General features: G+C 45.2%; 11 protein-coding genes. 1 reads left to right on the top strand and 10 read right to left on the bottom strand.

Going from position 1 to position 11,665, the window contains the following annotated elements; genetic code table 11:
* Positions 1-93 precede the first annotated feature (93 nt).
* The 8 genes from lpxC to ftsW all read right to left on the bottom strand — a co-directional run bounded on the left by lpxC (position 94) and on the right by ftsW (position 9,114).
* Complete coding sequence (gene lpxC / locus ACMXYO_RS03675; RefSeq protein ID WP_415887115.1) at positions 94-1,008, bottom strand: UDP-3-O-acyl-N-acetylglucosamine deacetylase; 915 nt, start codon at positions 1,006-1,008, stop codon at positions 94-96.
* A gap of 80 nt (positions 1,009-1,088) precedes the next feature.
* Positions 1,089-2,261 carry a cell division protein FtsZ gene (ftsZ, locus tag ACMXYO_RS03670; protein WP_415887113.1) on the bottom strand — a complete coding sequence of 391 codons (1,173 nt, stop codon included), beginning with the start codon at positions 2,259-2,261 and terminating at the stop codon, positions 1,089-1,091.
* 91 nt (positions 2,262-2,352) lie between these two features.
* Positions 2,353-3,600, bottom strand: a complete 1,248-nt coding sequence (ftsA, locus tag ACMXYO_RS03665; protein WP_415887112.1) for a cell division protein FtsA — start codon at positions 3,598-3,600, stop codon at positions 2,353-2,355.
* Complete coding sequence (locus ACMXYO_RS03660; protein WP_415887111.1) at positions 3,600-4,490, bottom strand: cell division protein FtsQ/DivIB; 891 nt, start codon at positions 4,488-4,490, stop codon at positions 3,600-3,602. Before ACMXYO_RS03660 ends, ftsA begins: the two co-directional genes overlap by 1 nt.
* Position 4,491: 1 nt before the next feature.
* On the bottom strand, positions 4,492-5,439 hold the full coding sequence (locus ACMXYO_RS03655) for a D-alanine--D-alanine ligase (protein WP_415887109.1): 948 nt from the start codon (positions 5,437-5,439) through the stop codon (positions 4,492-4,494).
* The gene (murC, locus tag ACMXYO_RS03650) at positions 5,436-6,884 is read right to left on the bottom strand and encodes a UDP-N-acetylmuramate--L-alanine ligase (RefSeq protein ID WP_415887108.1); all 1,449 of its coding nucleotides are present in this window, start codon (positions 6,882-6,884) and stop codon (positions 5,436-5,438) included. Before murC ends, ACMXYO_RS03655 begins: the two co-directional genes overlap by 4 nt.
* Positions 6,884-7,975, bottom strand: a complete 1,092-nt coding sequence (murG, locus tag ACMXYO_RS03645; protein WP_415887107.1) for an undecaprenyldiphospho-muramoylpentapeptide beta-N-acetylglucosaminyltransferase — start codon at positions 7,973-7,975, stop codon at positions 6,884-6,886. The genes murC and murG overlap by 1 nt, the downstream gene beginning before the upstream one ends.
* Entirely contained in the window at positions 7,972-9,114 is a 1,143-nt protein-coding gene (gene ftsW / locus ACMXYO_RS03640; RefSeq protein WP_415888069.1) for a putative lipid II flippase FtsW, read from the bottom strand. The genes murG and ftsW overlap by 4 nt, the downstream gene beginning before the upstream one ends.
* Here ftsW and ACMXYO_RS03635 point away from each other — a divergent pair.
* Positions 9,071-9,244, top strand: coding sequence for a hypothetical protein (locus tag ACMXYO_RS03635; protein ID WP_415888128.1), 174 nt, complete (start codon positions 9,071-9,073; stop codon positions 9,242-9,244). The genes ftsW and ACMXYO_RS03635 overlap by 44 nt on opposite strands.
* Here ACMXYO_RS03635 and murD read toward each other — a convergent pair.
* Together murD and mraY are read right to left on the bottom strand one after the other, a co-directional pair.
* The gene (gene murD, locus ACMXYO_RS03630) at positions 9,219-10,568 is read right to left on the bottom strand and encodes a UDP-N-acetylmuramoyl-L-alanine--D-glutamate ligase (RefSeq protein WP_415887106.1); all 1,350 of its coding nucleotides are present in this window, start codon (positions 10,566-10,568) and stop codon (positions 9,219-9,221) included. The genes ACMXYO_RS03635 and murD overlap by 26 nt on opposite strands.
* Before the next feature lie 14 nt (positions 10,569-10,582).
* Positions 10,583-11,665, bottom strand: a complete 1,083-nt coding sequence (gene mraY, locus ACMXYO_RS03625) for a phospho-N-acetylmuramoyl-pentapeptide-transferase (protein WP_415887104.1) — start codon at positions 11,663-11,665, stop codon at positions 10,583-10,585.

Here is an 11,665-nt window from a genome sequence, read left to right as displayed (position 1 = left end):
AAAGGGGAAATAAAAAAAATATGGAAAAAAGATAGGGAAATAGACAAAAAAAAGCCGAACTATAAAAGTTCGGCTCTTAATTCTTTCTATGTATCAGACCGCTAACACTGGCTTCTGATAAGAGATAGGTGCGCTTTCTTCATTATCTTCGAAAGTCACCACTTCCCAAGCATCTTCTTGCATTAACAACTCGCGCAATAAGCGATTGTTCAGGTAATGCCCTGATTTGTTTCCGTAGAACTCACCGATCAAACTCTTACCTAGTAGATACAGATCGCCTACCGCATCCAGCACTTTGTGCTTAACGAATTCATCGTCGTAACGAAGACCATCTTCATTAAGAATACGGTAATCATCTACTACGATTGCATTATCAAAACTACCACCCAATGCGAGGTTCTGAGAGCGAAGGTATTCATAGTCACTCATAAAACCAAACGTTCTCGCACGGCTAACTTCTTTAACGAAAGAAGTACTAGAGAAGTCTAGGAAAGATTCCATGTTACGGCCTTCAAATGCTGGGTGTTCAAAATCGATTTTGAAGCCCACTTTAAAGCCATCAAACGGTTTAAACGTAGCTGACTTACCATCAGCCTCAACCGTTACTTCTTTCTTAATACGGATAAATTCTTTAGGAGCATTCTGCTCTTCTAGGCCTGCCGACTGGATCAAGAATACAAACGGCGCAGCACTACCATCCATAATAGGTACTTCTTCTGCACTTAGCTCAACATAAGCATTATCAATACCTAAGCCAGCCATTGCAGAAAGTAGGTGCTCAACAGTCGCTATACGCGCGCCATCTTTAGCCAGGTTGGTTGACAGTTTTGTATCAGAAACATTGTGCGCGTGCGCAAGGATCTCAACAACTGGATCCAAGTCAGTACGACGGAAAACAATACCGGTATTTACTGGCGCAGGCTTCAACGTCAGATACACTTTCTGACCCGTATGCAGACCAATACCTGTTGCTTTAATGCTGTTTTTTAATGTTCTCTGTTTAATCATGCTATCTGCCAAAAAATAAAATAGGCCACTCTAGCGCGAGATACTAACAAATAATCGCCCTTTTAGAAAGGACATTCCAATTAATCCGCTTGTTTGCGCAGAAAAGTAGGAATATCTAAATAAGAGGACTCGCTCTCAGTACCTGTTGATTTTAACAACTCACTTTCAGGCTCAGCCGGCCCGTCAAGTGCCTCATTTTTTTTGCGACGCAAAACCGTAGGCAGATCGATCTGCTCAAGGTCTAAACTTCCATCCACTTTTTGCATTCCACCAGAAACAGGGCGGACCGTTTCTTCTGGCTTATCCAAACCCGTAGCAACAACTGTCACTTTCAGTTCGTCAGTCATCTCTGGCTCAATGACGGTACCGATGACAATCGTGGCATTTTCAGATGCGTACTCTTCAATCTGATTACCCACTTCGGTAAATTCGCCCAAGCTGAGATCCATACCCGCAGTGATATTTACCAAGATACCGCTCGCGCCTTTCAGATCTACGTTATCAAGTAGTGGACTCTTGATCGCTTTCTCTGCAGCTTCAGCAGCTCGATTCTCACCACGCGCACCACCGGTACCCATCATCGCCATGCCCATTTCGGACATAACAGTCCGCACATCAGCAAAGTCAACATTGATCATACCCGGACGTGTAATAAGATCCGAAATACCCTGAACAGCCCCTTTCAAAACATCGTTGGCAGACTCAAATGCATTCAAAAGGCTGCAATTACGACCTAGTACCTGCATCAGTTTTTCGTTAGGGATAATAATGAGGGAATCAACACTTTCGCGAAGCTCTTTGATACCTTCAATAGCAATACTCATTCGTTTACGGCCTTCAAACGGGAAAGGCTTTGTCACGACTGCGACTGTTAGAATTCCGAGCTCTTTAGCTACTTCGGCTACGATAGGTGCGGCACCCGTACCTGTACCACCGCCCATACCAGCCGTGATAAATACCATATCCGCACCTTGCAACATTTCTGCAATGCGATCCCGATCTTCCATAGCTGCCTGACGACCAACTTCTGGATTCGCACCCGCGCCTAGGCCTTTGGTTAGCGTATTACCAAGCTGGATAACTTTTTGGGACGCCATAGATGAAAGCGCTTGCGCATCTGTATTTGCACAAACAAATTCCACCCCTTCTAGGTCACCACTTTCCATGTGTTTTACAGCGTTTCCGCCTCCACCACCAACACCGATAACTTTAATAACGGCATTTTGCGGAACGCTATCTAACAGTTCAAACATTGTTAGCTCCTTTAGTGCCCTGCCAAGCACTATCCCCTAATAAAGCAGCACGCTACTTTTGCTGCTATAAATCTAAAAATCTTCAGCTTGTTCAGAAGTTGTTCTGAAACCAAGCTCTCATCTTGTCTAATACACTCTTTTGCGAACCAACAACGACTTCTGGTTCGACGTCTTGCTCAACAGCACCAACATGATCTTGTTGTGCGTATTGCAGAAGCCCCATACCTGTTGCATAAATAGGGCTACTTAAAATATCTTCCATCCCACGTACACCGTGTGGTGTCGCCAAGCGAACCGGCATATGGAAGATTTCTTCAGCTAATTCAATGGCACCTTCCATTTTCGAAGTTCCGCCTGTCAGCACAATGCCTGCTGCGACCAAATCTTCAAAACCACTGCGTCTCAACTCGGCCTGAATCAGGCTAAACAGTTCTTCGTAACGAGGCTCAACTACCTCAGCGAGCGATTGACGAGAAAGATCCCTAGCAGGCCTATCACCTACACCAGGCACCTTAACGGTCTCTTCACCTGTAGCGAGCTGTGCTAGTGCACACGCATATTTAACTTTGATCTCTTCCGCATGCTGCGTTGGTGTTCGCAAAGCCATCGCGATATCGTTTGTAACTTGATCACCAGCAATCGGAATGACCGCAGTATGACGAATAGAACCGCCTGTAAAAATAGAGATATCAGAGGTGCCACCGCCGATATCCACAATACAAACACCCAGCTCCTTCTCATCTTCCGTCAAAACGGAATAGCTTGAAGCCAATTGCTCAAGAACTAGGTTATCTACATCAAGACCACAACGTCGCACACACTTTTCAATATTCTGAGCAGCATTCACTGAACCAGTAACAAGGTGCACCTTCGCTTCTAAACGCACACCCGACATCCCTAAAGGCTCTTTGATGCCCTCTGAGCTATCAATCTCATACTCTTGAGGCAAAATGTGCAAGATTTTCTGGTCAGCTGGAATAGCCACAGCACGTGCAGCATCAATTACGCGTTCCAGGTCATACTCAGTAACTTCTCGATCTCGAACAGCCACAATGCCATGAGAATTCAGGCTGTTAATATGGCTACCTGCGATCCCAACTGTCACAGAGTGAATCTTACAACCCGCCATCAATTCAGCCTCTTCTACCGCGCGCTGAATCGAGCTCACTGTTGATTCGATATTCACTACAACGCCTTTTTTCAGGCCTCGAGATGGGTGCGAGCCAATGCCGATAATTTCGATGGCACCATCAATACCGATCTCCCCTACAAGGCACAGCACCTTTGAGGTCCCGATATCGAGCGCAACAACCATATTGTTTTCCATCGAACCACTCATTATGTTTTATCCTGCATTTCGCTTTCGGGTTTTTCCCGCCATTTCACCGCCACCCCATGGGTGTAACGTATATCGATTGTTTCTATATCAGCCGCTTGAGCAGCCAATCGTTGTTTATACAAAGTCAAAAACCGTTGTAAGCGTGCATTGATTGCTTCTCGACCTACAACTACTTTTATCTGGTTATCTAGCTCCATGGTCCAGGCTCCACGAGCCTCTAAATCCAGTGCGACAACACTAAGCCCCATAGGCTTCAACATCTGATTAAAATCATGAAACTGTGACATTACCCTTTCTGTATCTGGAGCAGGCCCACTTAATCTAGGTAAGCTCCGATACTCTTGAGAAAGTTCAGGCCAAAATATATCGCCCTGATGGTTTAACAAACCTCTCTCACCCCAACGAGCAACAGGCACCTCTTCCTCAACTTCAATAAGCAAGGTATCAGGCCAATCCCGTCGAATAGAGGAAACTCTGACCCACGGTTGCTCACTTACTAGTGATTGAACCGATTCAATATCAATCTCTAATAGATTCGCTGTTAGGTCACCAGCGATAATCTGCCCTAACTTTTCTCGGTCCAAATGCTGGGTTTTACCTTCAATAACTACGCTCGCTACCGGGCGATCCAACCACTGCCATAAGTTATGACCAATACCCCATAACACGCCGATAAAAATAACTAGAGAAGACAACGTCCAAAATGGCTTCCACCAAAACTCAGTATCGTTATTTACTAGGCTATCCTTTTTAGGATTCTTTTTATCAGCTTTCCCTTTTACTGGTTCTTCTTTAGCGATCTTTTCACGACTGGCACCGCGAGGCTTAGCAAGCTCTACTTCTTGCTCCTCCAAAGGTTCAGTTTGTCGAAAAAATCGCAACAGGTTCATTTTATTGGGCCGTTTTCAATATTCTAACGACCAACTCATCAAAGCTAATTCCTTGCTCTCGCGCAGCCATTGGCACAAGACTATGATCAGTCATACCAGGAGCTGTATTAACTTCTAATAATTGGAAGTTTCCATCTTGATCTTGCATCACATCTACACGCCCCCAGCCTTTACAGCCAACCGCGGCAAATGCTTGTTCAGCTAGACGTTTCAGGGATGTTAATTTGTCCTCAGACAAACCATGATCGAACTTGTACTGCGTATCGTTCGCTAGATATTTTGCATCAAAGTCATAAAACTCGTGCAGCGTTACTAGCTGAATAGGAGGCAACGCATCACCATCAAGCACAGCTACCGTAAACTCGTCACCGCTCATCCAACTTTCGGCAATCACACTACGATCAAAACCAGTCGCTGTCTCCAATGCGGCTTCCAACTCACCCGCACTGGTAACTTTACTCATTCCAATACTGGAACCTTCGTGCGCAGGTTTAACAATCATCGGCAAACCCAGACGCTCAACGATGTCATCAACTTCAAACTCACCATTGAATGTCGCAAAGGTTGGAGTCGGTAAGCCTGCGCCTATCCACACCTGTTTGGTTCTTAACTTATCCATACCGATTGCAGAAGCTGCCACACCACTTCCGGTGTACGGTTTGCCTAACATTTCCAAGGCACCTTGCAAGGTACCATCTTCACCGCCCGGGCCATGTAAAATCAAAAAGGCACGATCAAAGTGATTTTCTTGTAGCTGTTGTAATGGCTGTTCGTCGCCATTAGGGCCATAGAGATCGATACCAAATGCATCGACACCTGCACGTTGTAGCCCAGCTAAAACCTCAGCACCACTCTTGAGTGAAACATCACGCTCAGATGAATTACCACCAAAAATAACCGCAACTCGTCCGAAGTCGGATTTCATTTGAGCATCAATTTGATAACTCATTTTTCCTCCTTATCGGCTACAAGATTGGCCTGTTTTAGCTGATGAGCAAGCGCTGTAATATCACCCGCACCTTGAGTCAGTAATAGATCACCTGGTTCCAAAATATCTTTCAGCACATCGGCAACGGTGTCTTTATCGCTAACAAATACCGGATCTATACGACCACGCTGACGAATGCTTCGACATAAGCTGCGGCTATCAGCGCCAGCGATTGGCTCTTCACCCGCGGCGTAGACTTCTAGAAGTAACAACACATCTGCTTCAGAAAGCACTTCCACAAAGTCTTCATACAAATCACGAGTTCGGCTATAACGATGAGGCTGATTAATCATTACCAAACGTTTATCTGGCCAGCCTTCACGAATAGCTTTAACAACGGCATTAACTTCTCTTGGGTGGTGACCGTAATCATCAACCAACATAACGCTACCACCATTGACAAGCACGTCCCCCAAAACTTGGAAACGACGACCAACGCCTTCGAACTTAGTTAATGCTGTACAGATTGCTTCATCACTAATGCCCTCATCGGTAGCTACAGCAATAGTCGCTAAGGCATTCAACATATTGTGATGGCCCGGCATATTCAGTGAGATTTCTAGATCGGCAAAATCCCCTGGGCGCTTAACGGTAAAGCGGGTGTACATACCTTCTTGTCTGATATTCTCAGCACGGTAGTCAGCATCGTCCTCTACACCGTAAGTCAACACTGGACGACTAACTTCCGGAAGGATTTCCCTTACAACAGGATCATCGATACACATAACCGCAAGACCGTAGAACGGTAGGTTATGTAGAAACTCCACAAATGTTTTCTTCAACTTAGAGAAGTCATTCTCATAAGTTTCCATATGGTCCGCATCGATGTTTGTAACAATCGCAACCATAGGCTGTAAGTGAAGGAATGAAGCATCACTTTCATCAGCCTCTGCCACAAGATAGCGGCTCGTGCCCATTTTGGCGTTGGTGCCAGCACTGTTCAGTCGACCGCCAATGACAAATGTTGGATCAAGCTCGCCTTCAGCAAAGATGGAAGCTAACAGACTTGTCGTCGTTGTTTTGCCGTGCGTGCCAGCTACAGCAATACCGTGACGGTAGCGCATCAATTCAGCCAACATTTCAGCACGACGAACAATCGGAATACGCTGTTCACGCGCAGCTTTCACTTCTGGGTTTTCTTCGTTAACCGCAGTGGAGACAACAACCACATCCACACCTGAAACATTGGTATCGGCATGCCCAATAAAGATGTTCATCCCCAAGCCTTCTAGGCGCTGAGTCGTCGCGGATACTTTAATATCTGAACCTGAGATCTGATATCCCTGATTCAATAATACTTCCGCAATACCACACATACCCACACCACCAATGCCGATAAAATGAATTCGACTGATACGGCGCATTTCCGGTATTTCATAACGGGTGAAAGCATTTTGTTGTTTCATTACTTCATTGCCTCAAGGCAAACATTTGCTACCACATCACTTGCTTCAGGTTTACCTAGTGATAGAGCTTTATTTGCCATTTCCATCAACGTGTCTCGTTGATTTAATTGTTCTGTTAATAATGCTGTCAGCGTTTCTTTATTAAGATCCGCCTGCTGAATTACAATCGCAGCATCTCTCTCAGCAAGATAATTTGCATTTTTAGTTTGGTGATCATCAACCGCATAAGGGAAAGGCACTAATACAGATGCCACACCTGCATTACTCAATTCACTTATAGTTAAAGCACCTGCACGACATAAAACTACATCTGCCCAACTATAGGCTTCCGCCATATCATCAATAAATGGCACAACTTTACACTCAGTTACGCCCAGCGCTTCATAACGCTGCTGAGTTTCTTCAATATTTCGTTTTCCTGCCTGATGCCAAACCTCTGGACGTTGTTCCTGAGGTAAATCAGCAAGCACTTCAGGCAGAAGGTCATTAATCGCTTTCGCGCCTAAACTTCCACCTACAACCAAAAGGCGCAAAGGCCCTTCACGATCAGAAAAACGCTCTTTAGGTTCAGGTAAATCCAAGATACTTCCGCGTACTGGATTGCCCACGGCCTGAGTCGTTAGGCCACTTTTAAATGCACCTTGGAACGCTTCCAGAACGTTTTTGGCTAATTTAGACAACGCCTTATTGGTCATTCCAGCAACAGCATTCTGTTCATGAATAATCAACGGCACCCTTAACAACCACGCAGCAAGACCACCTGGGCCAGATGCAAAACCGCCCATACCTAGTACGACATCAGGTTTAACCGTGCGAACAACTGACAACGCCTGCCACAAAGCAATCAACAGTTTAAATGGAGCTAAAAGAAGACTTAACTTGCCTTTACCTCTTAGACCTCTCACTTCAATAGAATGCAGTTTTAATCCCGCAGCAGGCACCAAATCAGCTTCTATTCCGTGTCGAGAACCCAACCATTCAACATGAATACCTTGTTCCTGTAGTTTCTCTGCAGTGGCCAATGCAGGGAATACATGGCCGCCAGTGCCACCAGCCATAATCAAAGCTACTTTTTTATCAGAAGCGCTCATGCAGCAGTCTCCTGATTTTTTGATTTGCGCTCTTTAGCTTCAGCATCTGGCTGATTTTTTCCAGCTAATTTCAATTCGTAGTCAACTCTTAAAATAACGGCCAACATGGCACAACTCACTAACAAACTACTTCCACCGTAACTCACCAAAGGAAGCGTTAAACCTTTTGTAGGCAAAGCGCCAACATTCACTCCAATATTGATCAACGCCTGCCCTGCAAAGATAATTGCAAAGCCGTAACAGACATAAGCAGAAAAAAAGGATTTTACCTTTTCAGCTCGCCGACCAATACGGAAAATATTCACGATTAACACGGCATAAACCAAGATCAAAGCGATCGCGCCGATAAAACCCAACTCTTCAGCCAATACTGAAAACACAAAGTCAGTATGAGCTTCTGGCAGATAAAATAGCTTTTGAACGCTATTACCTAACCCCGTTCCAAACCATTCACCACGACCAAAAGCGATCTGAGCCTGCGATAACTGGTACCCAGTTCCAAAAGGATCAGACCATGGATCTAAGAAGCTCTGAAGTCGAGCTACTCGGTAAGGCTGTAAACCCACAACAGCGACCAGCAGACCCACTACACCAGAGATCACCATCAAGAATTGGGAAAAGCGCATCCCCCCCAAAAAGATCATGCCCATAACGGTCCCCATCAGGACAACTAAGGCACCAAAGTCCGGTTCGAAGTACAGCAGCACACAAAAAATACCTAGAGGTAGAGTCGGCTTCGCAATCCCTTTCCAGCTGCTACGCACTTCATCCAAGCGCCTAACCAAGTAGCCAGCCATGTACATCACCATACAAAACTTAGCAACTTCAGATGCCTGGAGATTTAAAGGACCTAAAGATAACCAACGGTGGCTACCATTTACCCCTTTACCTACACCAGGGATCAATACCAAAATCAATAAAACACCGGCAGCTAACATCCACCAGTGACCGGTCTTCTCCCAAAAGCGCATTGGGATATTCCAAACAACCACAGCACCGATCATCGCCAGCATGATAAATATGAACTGACGAATAACGTAAAAATACGCTGTCCCGTTATTTTTTAGCGCCACATCTAAAGATGCTGAGCTAATCATGACAAACCCCGTTAGAACCAAAGCAACTGAACAAGCCAGCACCCATGGGTCAAAGGGCAACACTCTTTGTGACGTACAAACAGGCGGAGACGAAGGAATTAAACCCTCTAACCTCTGCTTAATGTTTGTCATCGCCAAAGAGATCATTAAAGAGCCTCCACCGCGTCAATAAAAGCATCACCCCGAGCGGGGAAACCAGAGAACATATCAAAGCTCGCACAGGCTGGCGAAAGTAGAACAATATCACCCTCTTTCGCTTGAGCTTGCGCCTTTGCAACAGCAGCTTGCATATCGTCCGCTGATTCTTTAATCACACCTTCACAACTGTCAGCTAAACGCGGTCCATCTTCGCCGATATAGATCAACGCTCTTGCAAACTGCTGCATAGGTTCAGCCAATTCAGAAAATTCGGCACCTTTACCAACACCACCCGCAATTAACACAATACGTTTATCTGCAGATAGGGTTTTTCCTAAACCGTTCAGCGCAGCAACAGTCGCACCAACGTTAGTACCCTTGGAATCGTTGTAGTATTCAATACCGGCTTTTTCAGCGACCCACTGGCAACGATGCTTCAAGCCCGCAAAGTTCTTTAAAGCCGTTAGCATCGCATCCATTGGCAAGCCAACAGACTGGCCTAAAGCTAACGCAGAAAGTGCATTAGCCATGTTATGGCTACCACGTATTTTTAACTCAGATACAGGTATTAATTTGTCCAGACCAACAGCAAGCCAGGTTTCACCCTTTTCTTCAGTCAAACCAAAGACTTTCAGATCGGGTTTACCTAAGTGGTAAGCAAGCTGATCAACACCACTCGGCATTAATGGCATTGTCAGTGCATCATCACGGTTAACAACGACCTTTTTAGCTCCGCGGAATATCCGGTGCTTAGCCTGATAATAACCCTGCATAGAATCATAACGATCTAAATGATCAGGACTAATATTGAGTACTGTTGCGACTGCTGCTCGAAGATCATTGGTTGTTTCTAACTGGAAACTTGATAGTTCGATAACATACAGATCTTTTTCAGGCTCGTTTAACATCTCGAGTACAGGCGTACCAATATTCCCGCACACTCCAACATTTAAGCCTGCAGCAGCAGCCATCTCACCCACTAAGGTAGTGACCGTACTTTTAGCATTTGAACCGGTAATCGCAACAATAGGAGCACTGATCTCATTACAGAAAAGATCAATATCACCACTTAACTTCACGCCCGCTTTTACCGCCGTTTGAATGGCAGGATCACTTTGTGCAACACCAGGGCTCAAAATCAACTCTGATGCACTACTCAGTAATTCAGCATCAAAAGGGCCACAAATCAGTTTAACGTCAGGAAGCTCTGTTGATAGCTCATCCATACCTGGAGGATTCTCTCGGCTATCAACAACGACAAAACGTTCATCTTTAGACGCCAAATAGCGCGCACATGCCAGCCCGGTCTGACCTAAACCGATGACTACTTTTAATTTATCGCTGGCGATTAAACTCATGCTCAAACTTTACCTTAACGAATTTTCAGAGATGCCAAACCAATTAGCACCAAAACTACTGTGATGATCCAGAAACGGACAATTACTCGAGGCTCTGGCCAACCTTTCAATTCAAAATGGTGATGCAAAGGCGCCATCCGGAAGATACGGCGACCTGTTAATTTAAACGATGCCACCTGCAAAATTACGGACACGGTTTCAGCTACAAACACACCGCCCATAATGAACAGTACAAATTCCTGACGGACGATAACGGCAATAACACCAAGCGCAGCACCCAAAGACAAGGCACCGACATCACCCATAAACACTTGAGCTGGATAAGTGTTAAACCACAAGAAACCAAGACCAGCACCAACCATGGCACCGCAGAATATAATTAGCTCACCAGAACCCGGTACGTAAGGGATCAATAGATATTCAGCAAAATTGATGTTACCGGACAGATATGCAAATACACCTAATGCTCCAGCTACCATTACGGTTGGCAAAATAGCTAGACCATCTAAACCGTCAGTAAGGTTTACCGCATTAGAGCTACCGACAATTACAAAGTAGGTAAAGACGATAAAGAAGATACCGAGATCGATCGACACATCTTTCAGGAATGGAATCAGAAGTTCTGTTTCAACAGGTGTGGAAGCCATGCCATAGAGTAATACTGCCGCACCCATACCACCTACTGACTGCCACAGATACTTCCATTTAGCAGGCAACCCTCGTGGGTTTTTCTCAACCACTTTACGATAATCATCGACCCAGCCCACTGCACCAAAAATAAGCGTCACGCCCAACGTAATCCACACATAAGGGTTAGTCAGATCACTCCACAAAAGGGTACTAATCGCAATTGCAACTAGGATCAAAGCACCACCCATTGTTGGTGTACCTGCTTTGCTCAAATGCGTCTGAGGACCATCATCTCGTACCGCTTGACCAATCTGATTACTACGTAGTTTGTTGATCATATGAGGGCCGACCCACAAAGCTATCAACAATGCTGTTAATACACCCAAAATCCCACGCAGGGTTAGGTACTGAAATACAGCAAAGCCGCTGTAATATTCCGATAAAAATTCTGCCAGCAGTGGTAGCAT

The sequence above is a fragment of the Neptuniibacter sp. QD37_6 genome, from assembly GCF_047778085.1.
GTDB lineage: Bacteria > Pseudomonadota > Gammaproteobacteria > Pseudomonadales > Balneatricaceae > Neptuniibacter.
This window is presented reverse-complemented; position numbering and strand designations above follow the sequence as displayed.

Coding starts and splice junctions, on each gene's coding strand:
- ftsZ (WP_415887113.1), bottom strand. CDS start 2,261: ATGTTTGAACTGTTAGATAGCGTTCCGCAAAATGCCGTTATTAAAGTT.
- murC (WP_415887108.1), bottom strand. CDS start 6,884: ATGAAACAACAAAATGCTTTCACCCGTTATGAAATACCGGAAATGCGC.
- murG (WP_415887107.1), bottom strand. CDS start 7,975: ATGAGCGCTTCTGATAAAAAAGTAGCTTTGATTATGGCTGGTGGCACT.
- ACMXYO_RS03655 (WP_415887109.1), bottom strand. CDS start 5,439: ATGAGTTATCAAATTGATGCTCAAATGAAATCCGACTTCGGACGAGTT.
- lpxC (WP_415887115.1), bottom strand. CDS start 1,008: ATGATTAAACAGAGAACATTAAAAAACAGCATTAAAGCAACAGGTATT.
- murD (WP_415887106.1), bottom strand. CDS start 10,568: ATGAGTTTAATCGCCAGCGATAAATTAAAAGTAGTCATCGGTTTAGGT.
- mraY (WP_415887104.1), bottom strand. CDS start 11,665: ATGCTACCACTGCTGGCAGAATTTTTATCGGAATATTACAGCGGCTTT.
- ACMXYO_RS03660 (WP_415887111.1), bottom strand. CDS start 4,490: ATGAACCTGTTGCGATTTTTTCGACAAACTGAACCTTTGGAGGAGCAA.
- ftsA (WP_415887112.1), bottom strand. CDS start 3,600: ATGAGTGGTTCGATGGAAAACAATATGGTTGTTGCGCTCGATATCGGG.
- ACMXYO_RS03635 (WP_415888128.1), top strand. CDS start 9,071: ATGACAAACCCCGTTAGAACCAAAGCAACTGAACAAGCCAGCACCCAT.